Annotated in this window: 18 protein-coding genes; 6 read left to right on the top strand and 12 right to left on the bottom strand. The window is 69.7% G+C overall.

Annotated features, from left to right (window positions below; all coding sequences use genetic code 11):
• Positions 1-10 precede the first annotated feature (10 nt).
• The 11 genes from JCR33_RS09060 to JCR33_RS09010 all read right to left on the bottom strand — a co-directional run bounded on the left by JCR33_RS09060 (position 11) and on the right by JCR33_RS09010 (position 11293).
• Positions 11-1195 (bottom strand): ABC transporter substrate-binding protein, encoded by a 1185-nt coding sequence (locus JCR33_RS09060; RefSeq protein ID WP_198881729.1) that lies wholly within the window; start codon positions 1193-1195, stop codon positions 11-13.
• Between the two features lie 41 nt (positions 1196-1236).
• Positions 1237-1743, bottom strand: a complete 507-nt coding sequence (locus JCR33_RS09055; protein WP_198881728.1) for an aromatic-ring-hydroxylating dioxygenase subunit beta — start codon at positions 1741-1743, stop codon at positions 1237-1239.
• Positions 1740-3008 carry a Rieske 2Fe-2S domain-containing protein gene (locus JCR33_RS09050; protein WP_198881727.1) on the bottom strand — a complete coding sequence of 423 codons (1269 nt, stop codon included), beginning with the start codon at positions 3006-3008 and terminating at the stop codon, positions 1740-1742. The genes JCR33_RS09055 and JCR33_RS09050 overlap by 4 nt, the downstream gene beginning before the upstream one ends.
• Before the next feature lie 115 nt (positions 3009-3123).
• The gene (locus tag JCR33_RS09045) at positions 3124-3984 is read right to left on the bottom strand and encodes a GNAT family N-acetyltransferase (protein ID WP_211110172.1); all 861 of its coding nucleotides are present in this window, start codon (positions 3982-3984) and stop codon (positions 3124-3126) included.
• A complete protein-coding gene (locus tag JCR33_RS09040; protein WP_211110171.1) occupies positions 3978-5399 on the bottom strand; it encodes an enolase-like domain-containing protein in 1422 nt (473 codons plus the stop codon). Before JCR33_RS09040 ends, JCR33_RS09045 begins: the two co-directional genes overlap by 7 nt.
• Positions 5396-6220, bottom strand: coding sequence for a sugar phosphate isomerase/epimerase family protein (locus tag JCR33_RS09035; protein ID WP_198881725.1), 825 nt, complete (start codon positions 6218-6220; stop codon positions 5396-5398). The genes JCR33_RS09040 and JCR33_RS09035 overlap by 4 nt, the downstream gene beginning before the upstream one ends.
• Positions 6217-7719 (bottom strand): tripartite tricarboxylate transporter permease, encoded by a 1503-nt coding sequence (locus tag JCR33_RS09030; RefSeq protein ID WP_332461151.1) that lies wholly within the window; start codon positions 7717-7719, stop codon positions 6217-6219. Before JCR33_RS09030 ends, JCR33_RS09035 begins: the two co-directional genes overlap by 4 nt.
• Before the next feature lie 7 nt (positions 7720-7726).
• Positions 7727-8197 carry a tripartite tricarboxylate transporter TctB family protein gene (locus tag JCR33_RS09025; protein ID WP_198881724.1) on the bottom strand — a complete coding sequence of 157 codons (471 nt, stop codon included), beginning with the start codon at positions 8195-8197 and terminating at the stop codon, positions 7727-7729.
• Between the two features lie 183 nt (positions 8198-8380).
• Entirely contained in the window at positions 8381-9379 is a 999-nt protein-coding gene (locus tag JCR33_RS09020; protein ID WP_198881723.1) for a Bug family tripartite tricarboxylate transporter substrate binding protein, read from the bottom strand.
• Between the two features lie 64 nt (positions 9380-9443).
• A complete protein-coding gene (locus JCR33_RS09015; protein WP_211110187.1) occupies positions 9444-10229 on the bottom strand; it encodes an ABC transporter ATP-binding protein in 786 nt (261 codons plus the stop codon).
• Between the two features lie 2 nt (positions 10230-10231).
• Positions 10232-11293 (bottom strand): dihydrodipicolinate synthase family protein, encoded by a 1062-nt coding sequence (locus JCR33_RS09010; protein ID WP_198881721.1) that lies wholly within the window; start codon positions 11291-11293, stop codon positions 10232-10234.
• A 184-nt stretch (positions 11294-11477) separates the two neighbouring features.
• Here JCR33_RS09010 and JCR33_RS09005 point away from each other — a divergent pair, with 184 nt between their 5' ends.
• Both JCR33_RS09005 and JCR33_RS09000 read left to right on the top strand, forming a co-directional pair.
• Positions 11478-12473, top strand: coding sequence for an ABC transporter substrate-binding protein (locus JCR33_RS09005; protein ID WP_198881720.1), 996 nt, complete (start codon positions 11478-11480; stop codon positions 12471-12473).
• A gap of 93 nt (positions 12474-12566) precedes the next feature.
• On the top strand, positions 12567-13331 hold the full coding sequence (locus JCR33_RS09000) for an SDR family oxidoreductase (protein ID WP_198881719.1): 765 nt from the start codon (positions 12567-12569) through the stop codon (positions 13329-13331).
• A gap of 94 nt (positions 13332-13425) precedes the next feature.
• On the opposite strand, the gene JCR33_RS08995 is transcribed toward JCR33_RS09000, so the two are convergent.
• Positions 13426-14940, bottom strand: a complete 1515-nt coding sequence (locus tag JCR33_RS08995; RefSeq protein WP_232372467.1) for a putative bifunctional diguanylate cyclase/phosphodiesterase — start codon at positions 14938-14940, stop codon at positions 13426-13428.
• A gap of 390 nt (positions 14941-15330) precedes the next feature.
• Between JCR33_RS08995 and JCR33_RS08990 the strand changes: the two genes are divergently transcribed.
• Genes JCR33_RS08990 through JCR33_RS08975 form a run of 4 tightly spaced genes read left to right on the top strand, consistent with a single transcriptional unit; the run spans position 15331 to position 20369 of the window.
• Entirely contained in the window at positions 15331-16587 is a 1257-nt protein-coding gene (locus tag JCR33_RS08990; RefSeq protein ID WP_198881717.1) for a sarcosine oxidase subunit beta family protein, read from the top strand.
• A 5-nt stretch (positions 16588-16592) separates the two neighbouring features.
• Positions 16593-16871 (top strand): sarcosine oxidase subunit delta, encoded by a 279-nt coding sequence (locus JCR33_RS08985; RefSeq protein WP_198881716.1) that lies wholly within the window; start codon positions 16593-16595, stop codon positions 16869-16871.
• Positions 16868-19822: a sarcosine oxidase subunit alpha family protein gene (locus JCR33_RS08980; RefSeq protein WP_198881715.1), complete on the top strand. Its 2955-nt coding sequence runs from the start codon at positions 16868-16870 to the stop codon at positions 19820-19822. Before JCR33_RS08985 ends, JCR33_RS08980 begins: the two co-directional genes overlap by 4 nt.
• The gene (locus tag JCR33_RS08975; protein ID WP_198881714.1) at positions 19815-20369 is read left to right on the top strand and encodes a sarcosine oxidase subunit gamma; all 555 of its coding nucleotides are present in this window, start codon (positions 19815-19817) and stop codon (positions 20367-20369) included. Before JCR33_RS08980 ends, JCR33_RS08975 begins: the two co-directional genes overlap by 8 nt.
• Positions 20370-20439 lie beyond the last annotated feature (70 nt).

Below are 20439 nucleotides of genomic sequence, written 5' to 3'. Positions count from 1 at the left end.
CCGGCGGGTGCTACATCTTGCACTCGGACGCGTAGCTGTCGGCCGCGTCCTCGAACACCGTCTCGACGGCGTTCATCACGTAGTCCCCGTCCTCGGTCTTGACCGCCTGGGTCAGGTAGAAGTCCTGGATCGGAAACTGGTTGGTGTTGAACTTGAAGTCGCCGCGGATCGACTTGAAGTCGGCGGCGGCGATCGCCTTGCGCACCGCCGCCTTGTCGGAGAGGTCGCCGTCGACCGCGTTGATCGCGGAGAGGATCAGGAGGCCCATGTCGAAGCCCTGGGCGGCGTAGAGGGCGGGCTGATAGCCGTAGGTCTCCTTGAAGGAGGAGACGAACTCCGCGTTGCCTTCGGCCGGCAGGTTCGCCGCCCACTGGGCGGAGCCGTAGAGGCCGAGCGCGTCGTCCTTCGTCGCCATCATGGTGGCCTCGTCGACGGTGAAGGTGGACAGGAACACCACCTTGTCGGCGAGCCCGGCCTGGCGGAACTGCTTCACCAGCGCGACGCCCATGCCGCCGGGCATGAAGGTGAACAGCGCATCGGGCTCGGCCGAGGCGATCCGAGCGAGCTCGGCCGAGAAGTCCAGCGTGTTGAGCGGCACGTAGATGGTGTCGACCACGTTGCCGGTATATTCGCTGTTGAAGCCGGCGACGGAATCGCGGCCCGCCTGGTAGTTCGGGGCGAGCAGGACCACCTTCTTGTAACCCTGGTCCTCGGCGTACTTGCCCATGACGGCGTGGACCTGGTCGTTCTGGTAGCTGGTGGAGAAGAAATACGGGCTGCACCGCCGCCCGGCCACCGTGGAGGTGCCGGCATTGCCGCCGATGAGGAAGGTCTCGCTCTCGGTGATCGGCCGGAACACCGCCATCAGGATGTTCGAGAACACGATGCCGGCGACGAAGTCCACCTCGTCGCGCTCGATGAGCTCCTGCGCCTTGGCGACGGCGAGGTCGGGCTTCAGCTCGTCGTCGACGGCGATCACCTCGATGGGACGGCCGCCCGCCTCGGCCTTGGCCTGATTGATCGCCAGCATGAAGCCGTCATAAAGGTGCTTGCCGATGATCCCCGGCGGACCCGACATGGTGGCGAGGAAACCAATTTTGACCGGGTCCTCCTGCGCGCGGGCGGGGGCGGCGGCGAGACCCACGGCGCACACGGCAGCGGTCGCGATCGCGAGAATTTTGCGTGATGATGTCATGATCTGCACTCGGCTTGCGTCTACTGTGGACGATTGCGCAATCAAATTGGAATCGCAAGCAGATTTGGAATGTTATACGTGTCGATCGTCACCGTTCTCGAACCGATCTTCAGCGCTCCGCCGTCCTTTCGATTGAGACGATCGTTGTATTGACCGACGCAAAATAATGTGGTCCGCCCTTCCATGTCGGTCTGATAGACGGTGACATTGGAAACCACGTCGAGACTGTCCGACCGGCACGCGAGAATTTCCACGTTGCTGACAACGTGGCGCGGATAGTGAAGGTTGTAGATATTGGCCTCGCGGAGCGACTTCACGCGGTCCTTCAGCATGCCTTGGGTGCGGGCGCTGAGAACGCACAGCGGCAGGCCCTTCACGGCGTTCTCGCGCGGGAGGATGCCGTAGAAGCAGGCGTCGTCGAAGAACGTCGGCCAGTCCTCCAGCCGGTCCTCGTCGAGGCAGCGGGCGTAGGCGTAGAGGAACTGCGTCACCTGGTGCTGCAGGAGGAGGTCGCTCTCGAGCGGAGCGGCGGCTTCGGCAAGGCTCATTCCGCGGCCTCCTGCAGCGCCGGCGGCTCCGCCATCAGCTTGGCGTAGTGGCTCCAGAAGCCCCGGATCGGCATTTCGGAGATCAGATAGTCGAGGTCGTGGATCTCGCCGCGGCCGCCCATCTCGATCACCGTGTCGCCGGTGGAGCGGACGACGGCGTTGTCCTGCACCATCTCGGTCGCCTCGCTGTCCTCCATGGAGATGTAGCCGGACGGGCCGATGAGGTTCGCCTGGGTGAGGCGGATCTGGGTCAGCTCCTCGTCGTCGTCGGCAAACCCGAAATAGGTCCAGAAGAGCTCGAACTGACCCGGACCCTTGGGGCGGATGTTGCGCGTCGCCATGGTGTTCATGATCTGCTGCACCACCACCGTCGGGGCGATGCACATGATCATGTTGGCGATCCCGTCCGGAAAGTCGGGCCGGCTGGCGAGCAGCTGCGGGTCATAGAGATCGTAGTCGGTCGGAACGTATTTCTTCTGGTTCTTGTAGTTCTCTTCGGCGAGATCCTTATCGTAGTTGCCGCCGATATTGTAGAGAACGCTATTGAATTTGCTCTCGCTCATCAGCACCGCGCCCTTCTGGGTGGAGCGATAGAGACCGAAGGTGGCGTGGAAGAGGTGGAGCAGCCCCGCGTGGTAGGGGTCCTTGACGTTTTCCGTATAGAGCTTCCAGTTGGACTTGATGTCCTGGCGCAGGTAGCCGAGCACCTTCACCGGCTTGTGGAAGAGCCGGTCGAGATAGGCGCAGATCGAGGTGCCGAGGAAGGTTTTGAGCGGTGGCGTCGCGTCGGAGAAGGTGCCGAAGATGACGCCGTTGTAGGTCGCCACCCGCATCGGCCGCATCGGGTGCTTGGAGAGGTCGAAGTCCTTCGGGTAGCCGCCCTTGCCCTGGACGCCGCGGCGGAACGGAACGCCCGTCAGCGCGCCCTTCAGATCGTAGCACCACTGGTGGTAGACGCAGCGGTGCTCGGTGTCGTTGCCGAACGGCTCGCGGCGCACGATCGCCCCGCGGTGGGCGCAGCGGTTCTCGAAGGCGGCGAGCTCCCCGTCCATGGTGCGCTGGAGCACCATCGGCGTGTCGCCCACGAAGGTGGTCTTGTAGTCGCCCGGGTTGGGCACCTCCGCCTCGAGGCCGAGATAGGCCCAGATGGGACCGCGGAAGATGCGCTCCTGCTCGAGCTTGTAGATCTCCGGATCCACGAACACGCGGTAGGGCACCCGCGTGAAATCGCTGGACGGCCAATCGATGTCGGCGATCGCGTTCATCAGCGCCCCCTTCCGCATATGGCTCGAAATGACGGTGTCGAGCCTCGCTCGCGGGGGCGGGCGGTGCTATCCGCAGGGCGACGGGAGGAGCCCGGCGGCGTCGACGCTGCGACCCTCAGCCGAGTTCCGGACCGGCGATCGCCACCACGCGCGAAAGATCGCCCACCGGGCCGCCCTCGCCGAAGAGCATGCGGGTGAAGCCCCGCTCCACGGCCATCCCCGCCGCCTCGAGCCGCGCGCGCAACGGATGGTTGGCGTGCACGTCGATCACCAGGCGGCCCGCGACACGCGGGAGGAGCCTTGCAAGGAGGGCGGTGGCGACCTCGGCGTCGTCGGCCACCACGGGGCCGATCCCGGTCGCCTGGCTGCCGTTGCGACCGACGGCGAAGCCGACGATCCGGCTGGCCCGGCGGGCGACGAGCGCGAGGTTGGGCGTGCGCCGCGCGAGCGAGGCGATGACGGGACCGCGGTCGGCCCCGAACACCGGTCGGTCATAGTGGGCGACCTGCGATATCGCCGTGCCGTCGAGGGGAGCGATCTCGATGTCCGCCCGGGTCTCGCCGGCGGGGAGTCGGGCGGGGCCGTTGCAGCTCAACCGGACCAGCGATCCGGCGTCGCGGAAGCCGAGCTTGGTATAGACGTTGCGGCCGGCCGGCGTCGCGTCGAGGGCGGCGACGAGACCGGTCATCCGCGCCTCCGACATCACCTGCCCCATCAGCCGGCGGGCGAGCCCGCGCCCGCGCGCCTTCCCCGACACGAGCACCATCGCGATCCAGGCGAAGGGCGGATAGGGAATGATCGCCGCGGTGGCGACGAGCCGCCCCTCCGCGCCGATGCCGTAGGCGCGGCCGGCCCACATGATGAGCCGCCAGTCCTCGCGCGTCTGATTCCAGCCCGCCTCCATCGAGAGGGCGAGGGCGCCGTCGAGATCACCGGCGGTCAGCGGTCGAACCATGTCGACATCATATGTCAGCACTCATACTCCACCCTCGCTACGCCATCGAAGCTCGGCACGATCTTCGAGCCGAGCCCCGGCGTTGCCAGCGAGCCAATGGCGAGCCGTCCGTCCTCGACCGTCACCCGCACCGTGCCATCTGCGCGATGGTAGAGGTCGGGGTGAGCGTCCAGGAAGGCGGCCTGCTCGGACTCGGGCGTTCCCTCAAAGCCATTCACGTAATGATGGCCGTTACGCTCCACATGGGTGCATCCGATCAGCGTCGCAAGCGCGAGATCCTGCTGAACGCCGAGACCGGCCTGGGTGGTGAGGTCTTCCGCCGACATGAAATAGCGCTCCCGCCCCTCCTGCGCGTTCCACCACGCGCACCGCGCCCGGTTGAGAAGCGAGCGGTAGAAGCCCTTGCACGACTTGGAGGAGACCCCCTCGTAGCCGAGCGCCTTGGCCGTCGGAAAGGCGTCGAGGGTGGCGTCGCTCTCGTCGATCTCCACCGGCTTCAGCGCCGCGAGCGCGCCGATGTCCGCGCCGAGGGCCGCCGTGCGCACGATGGGCTGCTCGATGAAGAGGATCGCCTCGCGCAGCTTGGCGAGCCCCGGCGTCTCGCCGATCGCCCGCCAGAGGGCGACCACCCCCTCGACGTCGCGATATTGCTCGTTGCCGTCGAGCGTCGCCTTGTAGCTCGGCAACGTGTCGATCACCCCGGCGATGGCGAGAAGGCGGTCGATGTCGGCGGCGAGATCGCCGCCCACCTTGAGCTTGAAGTGGGTGACGCCGGTCGCCTTCACCACCTCCTCCAGCGTCTCGGGCAGCCCGTCGTTCAGCCGGTCGGCGGCGGCAAGGTCGGCGTCGCGGATCGGGTCGACCATGCCGACGGTGTGGCGCAGCGCGATGGAGGCGGACGGGGCGAGAGTGGCGAGGAAGGCGTCGACGTCGAAGCCTGCGAGGTCGGGCGTTAGGCGGGCGTCGAGGCCGAAGAGGTTGCGCTTCGCCGCCTCGAACACGCTGAGGCCTTCGAGGCGCAGCACCGCGTCGAGGATCGCCCGATCGAGGAGGGCGGGGCCGAAGGAGGCGACGAGCGGCGGCAGCCCCCTCGCCGCGGCGGCGGCGCTCACGGCGGGAGCGGCGGCGGCGTGGAGGCCGAAGAGGGTCGTCGGCGTGTCGATGTCGCGATAGGCCGACGCGGCGATCGCGAGCGCGGCGCGGAGCTGGTCGAAGTTCTCCTCGTTGGTGAGGTCGGGCGACTTGTCGAACCACTTGGGCGCCAGCACCTCGGCGGCCATCCCCCACCCTTCGCGGCCGTCGGCGAGGCGGATGCGGGCGCCGACGAAGGTCTGCGGCGCCTCCCGCAGCGTGACGACGCCAAAGCGGAAGGGCATCCGCAGCCGGACGCCGCGCTCGTGAAAGGCGACCTCGGCGAGGGTGAGGGTCGGCGTCATGACAGGGCCTCCAATATGCCATCGAGGTAGCCGGCCGCACGCGCCGCCGTCGCCGGCCCGTCGGGCTCGTAGATGAAGGGTTCGGCCGATACCCAGCCGCGATAATCGAGCGCCTTCAGCGCGGCGAGCGTCGGCGCGAAGGCGAGCGCCCCCTCCCCCGGCCCGCGCCGATTGGGGTCGTTCACGTGGATGTGGGCGATGTGGCCGGTGGGGAGCCACTCGGCGACGAGGGCGGCCGGATCGCCGCCGTCGAACGCCGTGGCGCAGGTGTCGATCATCGTCGCGAGGCCGGGGCTCGCGACCTCCTTCACGATGGCGACGGCCTCGGCGACGGTGTTGACGAACGCGGTCTCGCGCCGCGCCAAGGGCTCGATGGCGTAGACGACGCCGGCCGCCGCCGCCGCCTCGCCGGCGAGGGCGAAGGCGTCGACGGCGCGGGCCCGCCCCTCAGCCTCCGCGCCCGGCGCGAGCTCGCGCTGGCGCGGCGAGCCGTGCACCATCACCCTCGCCCCCGCCTCGGCGGCGAAGGCGACGAGGCGGCGCATCAGATCGACGGTGCGCCCGCGGACCGCCGCGTCGGCGCTGGTGATCGAGAGCCCGTCCGGCGCGGCGAGGAGCCAGTGGAGGCCGGCACATTCGAGCCCTTCGGCGGCGAGGGCGCGGCGGGCGGCACGGGCGCCGGCCTCCGTCAGCGTCTCAGGGTTCTGCGCCAGCGTGAAGGGGGCGAGCTCGAGGCCCTGAAAACCCACCGCCGCGGCGAACGCGCACTGACGGTCGAACGGCAGGTCGCGCAGGACCTCGTTGCAGAGGGAAAGCTTCAACTCGGTCTCCTCACCAGTCGCCCGGCGGCTCGGCGCACCGGGCCGATGCCCCACAGGATCGTGACGAGCGTGAGGGCGGCGAGCACCGCCGAAATCGGCCGCGTCACGAAGGGCTCGAAGGATCCGTCCGACAGCACCATGCCGCGGCGAAAATTCTTGTCGAGGATGTCGCCGAGCACGATGCCGAGGACGAGCGGCGCCATCGGATAGTTCATCTGCCGCAGCGCAAAGCCCAGAATGCCGAAGCCGAGCATGACGTAGACGTCGAACACGCGGCTCGCGATGGCGAAGGCGCCGACCACGCAGAGCACGAAGATCACCGGCATGAGATACTCGCGCGGCACCCGCAGCACGAAGAGCATGGGCTTCGTCAGCGCGAGGCCGAGGACGAGGATCGCCACCGACGCCCAGAAGAGCATGCCCGCCACCTGGAACACGAAATCGGGGCTCTCGATCATGATGAGCGGCCCCGGCCGCACGCCATGGATGAACATCGCCGCGAGGAGCACCGCCGCGGGTGCGGAGCCCGGCACGGCGAGGGTGAGAACCGGGATGATCGCCCCCGGAACGGCGGCGTTGTTGCCGGTCTCGGCGGCGAGCAGCCCCTCGGTGGCGCCCTTGCCGAAGGTCTCCGGCTCGCGGCTCGCGCGGCGGGCGGCGGCGTAGGAGACCCAGGCGCCCATGTCCTCCCCGACACCCGGCACGATGCCCATGGTGGTGCCGATGAGGCCGGAGCGCAGCACCGTCCACCACCGGCCGAAGAGATCGCGCAGGCTCGGCAGGATGCGCGAGCCGACGTCGCGCACCGTCACGTAGGCGGGCTCCTTCATGACGCAGAGGATCTCGGCGAAGCCGAACGCTCCGACGAGTGCCGGCAATAGGCCGAAGCCGCCGGCAAGATCCACCGAGCCGTAGGCGAAGCGCTGATAGGCGTGGATGCCTTCCTGGCCCACCTGCGCCAGAAAGAGCCCCAGAAAGCCGGAGATCCAGCCTTTGATGGGGTCGTCCATCGCCGTCAGCCGTCCGGAGATCACGACGCCGAACACGGCGAGCCAGAAGAATTCGTAGGACTGGAAGCGGAGGCCGAACTCGGCGAGCTGGGGCGCGATGAGGGCGAGCGCCAGAAGCCCCACCACACTGCCGAAGAAGGAGCCGACGGTGGCGATCCCCATCGCCTCCCCCGCCCTGCCGGCGCGCGCGAGGGGAAAGCCGTCGAGCCCGGAGGCGGCGTTGGCGGGCGTGCCGGGAATGTTGAGGAGGATCGCGGTGCGGCTGCCACCGTAGATCGCGCCGACATACATCGCGATGAGGATCAGGATCGCGTCGTCCGCAGCCATACGGAAGGTCAGCGTCGTCAACAGCGCGATGCCGAGCGTGGCGGTGAGACCGGGAAGCATGCCGACGGTCATGCCGAGGAGCGTCGCCCAGAGGACGCTGAAGAGGCTCGAGGGTTCGGCGAGGCCGACGATCGCGGCGCCGAGGTTGGTCAAGGCATCCACGGCGACCTCACGGCAGACGCACGAGGAAGACGCGCTCGAAGAGCAGCGTGACGGCGACCGCCACCGCGGCGGCGAGGACGAGGGAGCCGGCGCCGGCCCGCACCGGCCCCGCCTCGCGCACGGTGAAGACGAAGGTGAAGAGCGCGACGAAGATCGCCGTCGCCGCCCAGAAGGGCACCCGTCCGAGGAGGCCGGCGGCATAGCCGAGGCAGAGGACGAGGGCGACGGCGAGCCGTCCCCAGCCACCCGCCGCAGCCGTCTCGCCCATCTCCCCTCCGCCGAGGCTGCGTCCGAGCAGGGCGAGGCCGAGCACCGCGAGCACGACGCCGAGAAGGCCCGGGGTGAGGCCGGGCGCGCTCATCGGGTCGACGCCGAGCTCGGCGAGCGTCGGCATGCGCCAGGATTCCACCGTCGCCGCGATCCCGAAGACGGTGAGAAGCACGGCGAAGACCAGATCGGCACGGCGGGCCCCGCTCATCGCAGGCGTCTTCTCGGCAGCGTCTTGTCGGGGATGTCTCGGAGGGGCGTCATGGGGCTCTCGCAACGGTCCGGGCGGCGCGGGAAAGGGGCGGGTCGGCCGGCCGCGCGGGCGAGCCCGGTGGGGCGTGACGCGCGCTGCCGATCGAGGGGGCGGACCGCACCGCGGCCCGCCCCTTCCGCGTCAGGGCTTCGGGATGCCGAGCTCGTCGGGCGACATCTTGGTGCGGCCGGCCGCGTCGAACGACCACGCGTCCGCCTGCACCTCGGGCCACACCTTGTCACGCGCCGCATCGCCGGCCGCGGGCGTGAACAGGGCGCCCTTTTCCAGCGCGTACGTCTTCAACGGCGCGGCGTTGGGGATCACCTCGCTCCAGATCGCGTCGAAGGTCTCGATCACCTCCGGCGGCGTCCCCTTGACGGGAATGAAGATGCCGAACGCGGTGGACAGGATCGGCAGCTTCTCGTCCACGAAGTCGGTGATCGGCGGCACCGTGCCGTAGCCGTCGATCTCGAGCGGCTGGTCGGCGAGGACGGCGAGCGGCTTCAGCCGGCCGGCGCGCACCATCTCGGCCTGCTCGGAGGCGAGCTGGGTCGTCGCCTCCGCCTCGCCCGCCACGGTGGCGACCACCGCCGGATTGCCGCCGTCGTAGGTCACGTGCTTGTAGGAGCCGCCGACGGCGCCCTTCAGCGCCTCCGCCGCGGCATGGCCGGAGGAGCCGGCGCCGGCGGTGGCGATCGTCACCCCGCCGTCCTTCATGGCGGCGATGAAGTCGTCCATCGTCGCGTAGGGCGCGTTGGGGTTCACCGCCACGAGCGGCACGTTGGTGACGGTGTTGTAGAGGCGCCAGTCGTCGATCCAGGTGTCCCACTGGCCGAGGAGCTTGTAGGTGCCGAGCTGCTTCGGCGCGCCGGCGGCCCAGGTGTAGCCGTCGTGCTCCGCCTCGTAGGCGTTCTTCTTGCCGATGGAGCCCGAAGCGCCGGGCTGGTTGACGATCACCACCTTCTGGCCGAGCGCGTCTTCCAGGACGCCGGCCGTCACGCGCGTGACCTGGTCGGTGGCTCCGCCCGCCCCCCACGGCACGATGATGGTGATCGGCTTATCCGGCATCCAGGGATAGTCTGCGGCCGACGCCGCCACCGGCAGCATCGCCGCCGCCAGGATCGCGAATAGCTTCTTCATCGTTTCTCTCCCTTCCTCGTCGCGCCCGGCGTTGGTGTTCTTGCTTGTCGGGGCGGACACTCTCTCAGCTCATGCCGAGCAGACCGTAGATGCGCCGCGCATAGGCGCCGAAGTCGGACGACTGACGCATGTCGAGGCGTCGCGGATAGGGCAGGTCGATGGGGAAATAGTCGGCCATCCGCGCCGGTCCCGCCGTCAGCACGGCGCAGTGCGAGCCCATCAGCACGGCCTCCTGGATGGAGTGGGTGACGAACAGGATCGTCTTGCCGCTTTCCTCCCAGATCCGCAGGAGCTCGAGGTTCATCCGCTCGCGCGTCAGCGCGTCGAGCGCGCCGAAGGGCTCGTCCATCAGCACCACCTTGGGGTCGTGGACGAGCGAACGGGCGATGGCGGCGCGCTGCTGCATGCCGCCGGAAAGCTCGTAGGGCCGCTTCGCCTCGAAGCCTTCGAGCCCGACGAGCTTCAGAAGGTCCCTCGCCCGCTCCCGCGCGGCCTTCATCGGCTGTCCGAGGATCTCGGCGGGCAGGACCACGTTGTCGAGGATGGTGCGCCATTTGAGAAGCAGCGGCTGCTGGAACACCATGCCGACGTCCCGGCCCGGCACGAAGGGATGGTCGGCATCGCCGATCTCCACCGTCCCCCCGTCATAGCCGTGGAGGTCGGCGAGAATCTTCAGCACGGTGGTCTTGCCGCACCCCGACGGGCCGACCAGCGAGACGAGCTCGCCCTTCGTCACGTTCATGGTGACGTCCGACACCGCGACGAACTCGACGCCGCCAGTGCGGTAGATCTTGCGCACGTTGTTGAGGCGAATGAACGAACGCTTGGGTTCGCTCGCTACGGCCGGCATCGTCACGATAGCCACCTCTCACGGTTTTCGGCCACGAAGGTATCGTCGGCAAGATGCGGATAGTGGGCGCAGACCCGGTCGATCTCGCCGGCCTGACCGGGGCCGAGGCCTTCGTCCGGATCGAGAAGGGTCAGGTTGTCGAGCAGCCCCTGGCGCCGCAGCACCTCGTGGCACCCGGCGATGCAGCCCGCGAAGGCGTTCTTGACGTCGAACAGCGCGCCGTTGGCGTCGGTCAGCTCGGCATCGAGGGTGAGGAGATCGAGCGGCATCGACCCCGCCTCCGCCGCCTCGTGGGCGCGGGCAAGGATCTCCACCGCCTTGCTCGTCCACACCGACCACTGGCCGAGGAGACCGCCCTTGATGCGCAGGGTCACCTCGCCGTTGCCCCGCACCACGCGGTGGGGGGTGAGGAGGTCGAGGACGATGTGGTCGTCGTTGCCGGTATAGAGCGTCACCCGGTCCTCCGCGCGCGCCTCGGCGACGCCGCGGACGACGTCGATGGTGCGGTAGCGGTCGAACGGAGCCATCTTGATGGCGACGACGTTGTCGATCTCGGCGAAGCGGCGCCAGAAGTCGGGCGAGAGATCGCGCCCACCCACCGCGCGCTGCAGATAGAAGCCCACCAGCGGGATCTCGGCGGCGATGGCGCAGGCGTGCTCGATCAGCTCGTCGTCGCTCGCGGCACCGAAGGCGGCGAGCGAGAGGAGGCCGGCATGGTAACCGAGGTCTCGCGCGACGGCCGCCTCCCGCAGCGCCTGCTCGGTGCGACCGCAGACGCCGGCGATCATCACCAGCGGCCGATCGGTCCACGCGGCGGCGGTGTCGGCGGCGCTCCGTAGCACCTCCTCGTAGAGGCCGGCCTCGCGGATCGCGAACTGAGTGGTGTGCACGCCCACCGCCAGACCGCCCGCCCCGGCATCGACATAGTAACGGGTGAGCGCGCGCTGGCGGCGCGGATCGAACTGCCGATCCTGCGTCAGCGCGAGCGGATGGGCGGGGATGACGACGCCATCGGCGAGCGCAGCCGCGACGGCGGCCGGAATGTCACTGCGGTGAAGGCTCATTCTCGATCGCCCCGCCGCCCGTTCCGATGCACGTCTCTCCCAACGGTGTCCCTGGAGGGACCTTCTTTGTCGTTGACAGTCAGGGTCACTCGACGCAACCTTTTGTAACCATAAAGTTACTTTGTCCGATGTCGCCGGCGCCGTCAATCGGCACCGGCGGCGAAACGAGACGGGAGGAAAAACGATGCGAAAGACCGTCGTCGCCCTTGGGGCGGCCGTGTTTGCGATGGCGCCTGCCGCAGCCTTCGCCGACGAGGTGGAGATCGACCTCGTGCTGAACTGGATCGCCGGTGGCGACCATGCGCCCTACTACTACGCCAAGCAGGAAGGCTGGTACGCGGACGCCGGCATCGACCTCGACATCGAGCAGGGCAAGGGCTCCTCGATGTCGGCGCAGAAGGTGGGCGTCGGCCAGTCCGACATGGGGCTCGCCGATCTCGGCACCGCGCTCGTCGCCAAGGGCAAGGGCGCCGACTTCGTGGCGGTGATGAACATCTACGCCAACTCGCCCTTCGGCATGTACTGGCTGAAATCCTCCGGCATCAAGGACGTGAAGGACTTCGCCGGCAAGAAGATCGGCAACCCGCCGTGGGACGCGGCGCGCGCCATGTGGCCGGCGCTCGCCAAGGCGGTGGGGCTCGACGCCGATGCCGTGACCTGGGTGAACGTCCAGCCCAACGCCAAGCTCGCGGGCCTCAAGTCGGGCGCGATCGACGTGACCTCGTCCTTCTACAACATCCACCACATCTTCCAGCGCGAGCTGGGCGAGGACATGGGCTTCTTCGCCTGGAAGGACTACGGCATCAATCCCTACTCCAACTCCATCCTCGTCAACGCCGAATTCGCGGCGGCGCACCCGGAGGCGGTAGAGAATTTCGTCCACGTCACGCAGAAGGCGTTCGCCTTCTGCGTCGACAATCCCGACCCCTGCATCGACGCTCTGGTGTCCGCCAACAGCGGCCTCACCAAGGACAACGAGCTGCAGAACTGGGCTCTCGTGGTGGAGCTGATGACCGACGAGACGTCCACCACCAAGGGCCTCGGCTACTTCGACGAGGATCGGCTGAAGTCGGACTACGAGCTGACCGAGACCTACTTTGACATCGAGAAGCCGTTCGACATCATGGACGTGGTGACGAACCAGTATATCGACACCTCGATCACGGTTCCGACCGACTGACACCCCCGAGGTCGCCGCGCCGAGCGGCCTCTCCCATCCGCGAGCGGGCCGGTCGCGCACCGGCCCGTGCCGAGCGCTGGAGACGGCTCACCCATGGCCACCGACATCGACCTGTCCGGCAAGACCGCCCTTGTGACCGGGGCGAACCGGGGCATCGGCACCGCCATCGCGCAGGCCCTCGCGGCGGCGGGCGCCGACATCATCGGCGCCTCGGCCGCCCAGCCGCTCGACGGCGGCGACGTCGCCGAGGCCGTGGGCCGCGCCGGACGGCGCTTCACCCCCTATCGCTGCGACTTCTCCGACCGGGCCGCCACCCTCGCCTTCCTCGACCGGCTCGAGGCGGAGAGCCCGCCGGTGGACATTCTGGTGAACAACGCCGGCCTCATCCGCCGCGCCCCCGCGGCAGAGCATCCGATGGCCGACTGGGATCTGGTGCTCGAGGTGAACCTTTCGGCCCCCTTCCTGGTCACCCAGCGCATCGGCGGCGGGATGATCGCCCGCGGCGGGGGGAAGGTGATCTTCATCGCCTCGCTGCTCTCCTTCCAGGGCGGCATCAACGTTCCCGGATATGCGGCGGCGAAGGGCGGCCTCGCCCAGATCACCAAGGCGTTCGCCAACGAGTGGGCGGGCAAGGGCGTCAACGTCAACGCCGTCGCGCCAGGCTACGTCGCGACGGACAACACCCAAGCCCTGCAGGACGATCCGGGGCGTTCGCGCGAGCTGATGGCCCGCGTCCCCGCCGGCCGGTGGGGCGCGCCGCAGGACATCGCCGGCCCGGTCCTCTTCCTCGCCTCTCCCCTCGCCGCCTTCGTGCACGGCGCGGTCCTGCCGGTCGACGGCGGGTGGATGGGTCGCTAGCCCGAGCCCGTTCGCCGAAACCCGGTTCGTCTCAGCTCTTCGCTTTGCCGCCCATTGCGCGCGGCGAGCCGTACGCGCTTGGCCGGCGTGCGCGCTAGCGGAGCCCCGATGGGTCCGTGTAGGCCTTGAGGAAGGCGGGGATGTTCTGCTGCGGCATCGGGCGGCTGAGGAGATAGCCCTGGCCGTATTCGCAGCCGAGCTTGGCGAGCCACTCGAGCTGCGCCTCGGTCTCGATCCCCTCGGCGGTGACGGCGAGGCCGAAGCCCTGGCCGAGCCGCACCACCGCCTCCACCACGCTGCGATCGCCGCTGCGGCGGCCGCGAGTTGCAAAGAAGCTGTGGTCGATCTTGATCGCGTCGAGGCCGTACCGGCAGAGGCTCGTGAGGTTCGAGAAGCCGGTGCCGAAATCGTCGAGGGCGACACGCACGCCCGCGCGGCGCAGTTCCTCGATGGAGGACAGGATGGCCTCGCTCACCCCGCCCTTCAGCGCCTGCTCGGACACGTCGAGCTGCAACCGCTCCGGACTGAGGCCGGTGTCCTGCAGCACCTTCAGAACGCGCGCGGCCATCATCTTGTCGACGAGCTGGGCGCGCGAGACGTTGAACGAGAGCGTCAGCTCTTCCGGCCACAGCAGCGCCGCCTTGCAGGCCTGCCGCAGCAGAAGGTCGGAGAGGTCCACGATGAGACCGATGCTCTCCGCCACCTCGATGAGGGTGGCGGCCGGCACGCACTCGCCATTGGGTCGGCGCCAGCGGGCGAACGCCTCGAAGCCGCGCAGGGTCTGGCTCTTCAGATCGAAGAGAGGCTGGAAGTGAAGGTCGACGGCCCGCCGCTCGATGCTCTTGCGCAGATCGGCCTCGATGTCGGCCCGCTCCTCGAGCCGGGCCGACATCGCCGGCGTGAATTCCACCACGTTGTTGCGCCCGTTGCGCTTCGCCTCGCCAAGGGCGACGTCGGCATAGTGCAGCGCATCGGCGAGACGCTCGCTGTCGCCCGGCGTGCATGCGACCCCGACGCAGCAGCCGATCTGCGCCCGCATCGTCGACACGGTGAACGGATCGGCCATCCGGGCGACGATCTTGTGGGCGGCGGCCAAGGGGTCCTTCACCTCGGCGGTGTCGACGATGACGATGAACTCGTCGCCGCCCATGCGCACGATGACGGCGCTCGGCAACAGCTCGCGCAGCCGATCCGCGACGGCGATCAGGAGCGCGTCGCCGCAGGCGTGTCCCAGGAGGTCGTTGACCTTCTTGAAGCCGTCGAGGTCCATGACGAACACGCCGTGCGAGGCGGTGGCGCCCCGCCCGACCTCGCGATCGGCGTCGGCCACGAAATGTTGGAGGAAGTGCCGGTTGGGCAGCCTCGTCAGCGCGTCGTGGTAGGCGGCCCAGGAGGCCGACGCTTCGACGCTCAGGCGCCGCTCCATCTCCCGCCTCAGCATGAGGCTGTGGCGGACCATGTAGACGGTGCCCATGAGGAAGAAGATGAGCACGCCCATAGCGATCTCGTCGAGCTCCCAGTCCTCGTGAGCCCGGGAGTAGGTGTAGAAATAATCGAAGGCGTCGACGCCCATGGCGATGATCCACGCCGCGATGCCGATGATCGTCATCACGAGCAGATCCATCCTGATCTGGCGCAGACCACCCGCGGATGCAGCCCGCTTCGGCGCGACCATCAGTCCCAAAGACCCCATCTCAGGCTGTGACACAAAGGGGCCCTGGGCCATAGTTCCTCCTCGTTGATTCGCCATCGCCGCCACCGACCGGTGCCGCCCACATTAGATTGATTCAATTTGGGACTTTCTTAGGGCGAACCTGCATCAATGCAAACCGACGTGCGGCAGAAGGCAGCCATGCACGAGACCGCCGCACCGGCACATATTGCGGCAGCGCCGACCGCCCGGCATCGGCGCGACCAATGGCGGCCAACGTCTTTGCCGATGGTGGGTGACGCCGCCCGGACGGCCGGCTACGGTCGCCCCAATGCGAGACCGTGATCGATGAAATACTCCGCCCTCGCCCTCTTGAAGGGCGCTCTCGGCGCCAATCGAAACTGGCCGCGCCAGTGGCGTGCGGCCGTTCCCAAGCCGGCCTACGATGCCATCATCGTGGGCGGCGGCGGCCATGGCCTCGCCACCGCCTACTACCTCGCCAGGGAGCATGGCCTCACCAACGTGGCGGTGGTCGAGAAGGGGTGGATCGGCGGCGGCAACGTGGGACGCAACACCACCATCGTGCGCTCCAACTATCTGCTGCCGGAGAATAGCCGTTTCTACGAGCTCGGCATGAAGCTGTGGGAGGGCCTGTCGAAGGACCTCAACTACAACGTCATGTTCTCCCAGCGCGGTGTGTTGAACCTTGCGCACACCCCCTCCCAGCTCGACGGCTTCGCCCGCCGCGGCAACGCGATGCGCCTCGAAGGCATCGACGCCGAGCTCCTCGACCGCGATGCCGTGGGCGACTTCGTGCCCCATCTCGACATGAGCCCCGCCGCACGCTTTCCGATCGTGGGCGGCCTCCTCCAGCCCCGTGGCGGCACCGCCCGCCACGACGCCGTCGCCTGGGGCTACGCCCGCGCCGCCGATGCGCTCGGCGTCGACATCATCGAGAACGCTCCCGTGACCGGCTTCCTGCGCGAGGGCGAGCGGATCGTCGGCGTCGTCACCCCCCGCGGCGAGATCCGCGCCGCGAAGGTGGGCCTCGCCGTCGCCGGGTCCACCAGCGAGGTGATGCGTCTTGCCGGGGTGGAGGACCTCCCGATCGAAAGCCACGTGCTGCAGGCCTTCGTGTCGGAGCCGCTGAAGCCGATCATCCACACCGTGGTGACGTTCGGCGCGGGGCACCTCTACATCTCGCAGTCCGACAAGGGCGGGCTCGTGTTCGGCGGCGACATCGACGGCTACAACTCCTACGCCCAGCGTGGCGGTCTCGCCGTGGTGCGCGACGTCGCGAGCCTCGCCGTCACGATGTTCCCCAACCTCAAGCGCGTGCGCGTGCTGCGCAACTGGGGCGGCATCATGGACATGTCGATGGACGGCTCGCCGATCATCACCAAGGGGCCGCTGCCGGGCCTCTATCTCAATGCGGGCTGGTGCTACGGCGGCTTCAAGGCGACGCCCGCCTCGGGCTTCTGCTTCGCCCACACCATCGCCCGCGACGAGCCACACCCGGAGAACGCCGCCTTCACCCTCGACCGCTTCGAGCGCGGCCTCGTCCTCGACGAGCGCGGCGCCGGCCCCGTTCCGCAGCACCACTGAGGCCCATGCTCATTCCCTGCCCCCACTGCGGCCCGCGCGAGAGCGACGAGTTCACCTATATCGGCGACGCCGAGCGCACCCCGCCCGCCCTCGACGCACCCGAGGCGGTGTGGACGCGCTACGTCTTCGCCCGCCGCAATCCGATGGGGCGGCACCGGGAATATTGGCAGCACACGGGCTGCCGCGCGGTCCTCGCCGTCACCCGCAACACCCTCACCCACGAGGTGGAGGGGTGCGAGATCGTCGGCCCGCACGCCGCCACCGCGGCAGGGGCCGGCGAATGACGGGCTATCGCCTCGCAACGGGCGGCAGCGGCATCGACCGGACGCGCCGCCTCGGCTTCACCTTCGCCGGCCGCCCCTATGGCGGGCTCGCGGGCGACACCCTCGCTTCCGCGCTCATCGCTAACGGCGTCGGCGTGGTGGGGCGCTCGTTCAAATATCACCGCCCCCGCGGCGTGACGGCGGCGGGACCGGAGGAGGCGGGAGCCCTCGTCTCGCTCGGCGAAGGCGGCCGGCACGAGCCCAACGCCAAGGCGCCGATGGTGCCGCTCGTGGAGGGGCTCGTCGCCGACGGACAGAATGCCTGGCCCTCGCTCGGCTTCGACGTCGGCGCGATCAACGGCCTCGCGGGCCCGCTGATCTCGGCGGGCTTCTACTACAAGACCTTCATCGGTGGGCCGCGGGGCACCTGGACGCGCCTCTTCGAGCCGGTGATCCGCCGGGCGGCCGGCATGGGCCGTGCCGCGACCACCCCCGATCCCGACCGCTACGAGACGATGAACGCCACCTGCGACGTGCTCGTGATCGGCGCCGGCCCCGCTGGCCTGATGGCGGCGACCGCAGCGCTCGCCGCCGGCGCACGGGTGATCCTCGCCGACGAGCGCGAGCGGCCGGGCGGCGCCCTCCTCCACGACCTCTCGGAGGTGGACGGCGTGCCCGCCCCGGATTTCGCCGCCGCCACCGCCGCCCGCCTCACCGACGGCGGCGCCGTCGTCCTCCCCCGCACCACCGTCTACGGCCACTATGACGGGCGCTTCGGCGCGGTGGAGCGCGTCGTCGACCATCCGGGCGATCCGCACGGCCTGCCCCGTCAGCGCCACTGGCAGATCCGGGCGAGGCACGTGGTGCTCGCGACCGGTGCGATCGAGCGGCCGATCGTGTTTCCCGGCAACGATCGGCCGGGCGTGATGCTCGCCGACGCCGCCCGCGCCTACGCCAACCGCTACGGCGTCGCCGTCGGCCGTCGCGTCGCGGTGTTCGCCGCCCACGACGGTGCCTACCGCACGGTGCGCGACCTCGCCGCCGCGGGCATCGACGTCGCCGCGGTGGTGGACGCGCGGCCGGCCGTGCCCGCCGCCGCCGCAAGCCTCGCCGAGGCGGCCGGCGCTCGCCTCTTCGCCGGCCATCACGTCGGCGCGACGCGAGGGCGCAAGGGACTCGCCGGCCTTACCGTCGCCGGCGCCGACGGGGGGTCGATCGCGGTCGACGCCCTGCTCGTCTCCGGCGGCTACACGCCGACGCTCCATCTCGCCTCGCAGGCCGGCGCCCGGCCGCAGTGGGACGACGCGCTCGCCGCCTTCCGCCCCGGCCCGCTGCCGGAAGGCTGGACTGCGGCCGGCGCCGTCACCGGCCGCTACGCCACCACCGACGCGCTGGAGACGGGCGCCGCGGCGGGCGAGGCCGCGGCCGCCGCCTTGGGCCGCACCGTGGCTCCCCTCGCCCGCCCCGCCCTCGCTGCGGCCGACGACGCGGCGCTGACCGCGACCGCCCCCGCCGCCCCCTTCCACGTCGCCGGCAAGAAGGCCTTCGTGGACCTCGAGCACGACGTCACGTCCGCCGACATCGCCCTCGCCCACGACGAGGGCTTCCAGGCGGTGGAGCACCTGAAGCGCTACACCACCCTCGGCATGGCGACGGACCAGGGCAAGACGTCCAACGTCAACGGCCTCGCCATCATGGCGGAGCACCTCGGCGCGCCGATCCCGACGGTGGGCACCACGCGCTTCCGCCCGCCCTATACGCCGGTGGCGCTCGGGGCCCTCGCCGGCGCCGAGACCGGCGCCCACGTCCGCCCCACGCGCCTCACGCCCATGCACGACTGGCACGCCACCCATGGCGCGGTGTTCGTCGCGACGGGCGCCTGGCTGCGGCCACGCGCTTATCTGCGGCCCGGCGAAGGCGTGCGCGAGGCCTATATCCGCGAGGCGGCCACGGTACGCACGGGCGTCGGCATCGTCGACGTCTCCTCGCTCGGCAAGATCGAGGTGGCGGGGCCCGACGCCGCCACCCTCCTCGATCGCGTCTACGCCAACGGTTTCGCCAAGCTGCCCGTCGGCCGCGCCCGCTACGGGGTGATGCTGCGCGAGGACGGCGTCGTGTTCGACGACGGCACCACCTGGCGCCTCGGCGAAACGCGCTTTCTGATGACGACCACCACGGCCAACGCCGCCGCGGTTCTGTCCCACCTCGAAGTGCTCCTCGCGACGGCCTGGCCGGACCTCAGGGTGCACGTGACCTCCACCACCGAGCAGTGGGCGGGCATGGCCGTCGCCGGTCCGCTCGCGAGGACGACCCTCGCCGCGACGGTCGCCGGCATCGACTTCGCCAACGAGGCCTTCCCGTTCATGGCCGTGCGGGAGGGGGCGATCGGCGAGGTGCCGGTGATCGTCGCCCGCCTCTCCTTCTCCGGCGAGCTCGCCTACGAGGTCTATTGCGGCGCCCACCACGGCGCGGCCGTATGGGAGCGGATCATGGCGGCGGGTGCCGTGCACGAGATCGCCCCCTACGGGGTCGAGGCGCTCGGCACGCTGCGCATCGAGAAAGGCCACGTCTCCGGGCCCGAACTCGACGGTCGCACCACGCTCTACGATCTCGGCCTGGAGCGGATGGCATCCGCGAAGAAGGCGTTCGTGGGATCGGTTCTGATGCGGCGGCCGGCCCTTCGCGATCCGGCACGCAAGCGGTTCGTGGGGCTCGTCTCGCTCGACGGCAAGCCGATCCGCTCGGGCGCTCATCTCGTCGGCCCCTCGGGGCGGTCGGAGGGGCATGTGACTTCGACGACCCACAGCCCGGCGCTCGCCGGCGCGGAGATCGCCCTCGCCCTCCTCAGCGGCGGGCCGGATCGCATCGGCGAGGAGCTTCTCGCCACCGATCCCGTGCGCGGCAACGCGGTGCCGGTCCGCGTGGCCGACCCCCTCTTCTTCGACAAGGACGGGAGCCGGATGCATGTCTGAGCGCATGGCCCGCCCGCTCGACGGTCACGCCTTCCGCCCCGCTCCGCGCATCGCGGTGACGGAGCGGCCCATCGCGAGCCTCGTCCAGGTCGCGGCCTTTCCCGGCATGGTGGAGATGGTGAACGCGGCGCTCGCGACGCTCTCGCTGCCGCCGCTTCCCGCGCCGACCCGTGCCACCCCCTTTGCGGGCGGCGTGGTGATGGATGCCGGACCCGCCCGGGCGCTCGTCGAATCCGAACGCCCCCTCTTCGCCGCCCTCGACGACGCGGTGCCGAAGGACGCGGGCACCGTGACGGATCTCTCCCACGGCCGCATCTGCGTCAGCGTGGCGGGGCCGCGGGCCGCTTGGGTGCTCGCCAAGGGCGTTGCCGTGGATCTCCACGACAGCGCCTTTCCGGTCGACGCGACGGCGTGGACTACGCTCGACCACATGGGCGTGGTCCTGCGACGGAGCGCCCCGGAGGCGTTCGACCTCTACCCCTATCGCGGGTTCGGCCGATCGCTCGCCGCCTGGCTCGAGACGGCCGCCGCCGAGGACGGCCGATAGAGCACCTCCCGGAAAGGCGCGCGCGGCTCGCCACCCGCAATGCGCGCGGCGGCCGAGATCCCGATCGGGC

Source organism: Acuticoccus mangrovi (genome assembly GCF_016411865.1).
Lineage (GTDB): Bacteria > Pseudomonadota > Alphaproteobacteria > Rhizobiales > Amorphaceae > Acuticoccus > Acuticoccus mangrovi.
Note: the sequence above shows the minus strand (reverse complement) of the source record. Positions and strands in the feature narration are given on the sequence as shown.

Excerpts from the sequence above, each read along its gene's own strand:
- JCR33_RS09060 (WP_198881729.1), bottom strand. The coding sequence starts at position 1,195 with ATGACATCATCACGCAAAATTCTCGCGATCGCGACCGCTGCCGTGTGC.
- JCR33_RS09055 (WP_198881728.1), bottom strand. The coding sequence starts at position 1,743 with ATGAGCCTTGCCGAAGCCGCCGCTCCGCTCGAGAGCGACCTCCTCCTG.
- JCR33_RS09050 (WP_198881727.1), bottom strand. The coding sequence starts at position 3,008 with ATGAACGCGATCGCCGACATCGATTGGCCGTCCAGCGATTTCACGCGG.
- JCR33_RS09040 (WP_211110171.1), bottom strand. The coding sequence starts at position 5,399 with ATGACGCCGACCCTCACCCTCGCCGAGGTCGCCTTTCACGAGCGCGGC.
- JCR33_RS09025 (WP_198881724.1), bottom strand. The coding sequence starts at position 8,197 with ATGAGCGGGGCCCGCCGTGCCGATCTGGTCTTCGCCGTGCTTCTCACC.
- JCR33_RS09020 (WP_198881723.1), bottom strand. The coding sequence starts at position 9,379 with ATGAAGAAGCTATTCGCGATCCTGGCGGCGGCGATGCTGCCGGTGGCG.
- JCR33_RS09015 (WP_211110187.1), bottom strand. The coding sequence starts at position 10,229 with ATGCCGGCCGTAGCGAGCGAACCCAAGCGTTCGTTCATTCGCCTCAAC.
- JCR33_RS09010 (WP_198881721.1), bottom strand. The coding sequence starts at position 11,293 with ATGAGCCTTCACCGCAGTGACATTCCGGCCGCCGTCGCGGCTGCGCTC.
- JCR33_RS09005 (WP_198881720.1), top strand. The coding sequence starts at position 11,478 with ATGCGAAAGACCGTCGTCGCCCTTGGGGCGGCCGTGTTTGCGATGGCG.
- JCR33_RS09000 (WP_198881719.1), top strand. The coding sequence starts at position 12,567 with ATGGCCACCGACATCGACCTGTCCGGCAAGACCGCCCTTGTGACCGGG.
- JCR33_RS08995 (WP_232372467.1), bottom strand. The coding sequence starts at position 14,940 with ATGACGATCATCGGCATCGCGGCGTGGATCATCGCCATGGGCGTCGAC.
- JCR33_RS08990 (WP_198881717.1), top strand. The coding sequence starts at position 15,331 with ATGAAATACTCCGCCCTCGCCCTCTTGAAGGGCGCTCTCGGCGCCAAT.
- JCR33_RS08985 (WP_198881716.1), top strand. The coding sequence starts at position 16,593 with ATGCTCATTCCCTGCCCCCACTGCGGCCCGCGCGAGAGCGACGAGTTC.
- JCR33_RS08980 (WP_198881715.1), top strand. The coding sequence starts at position 16,868 with ATGACGGGCTATCGCCTCGCAACGGGCGGCAGCGGCATCGACCGGACG.
- JCR33_RS08975 (WP_198881714.1), top strand. The coding sequence starts at position 19,815 with ATGTCTGAGCGCATGGCCCGCCCGCTCGACGGTCACGCCTTCCGCCCC.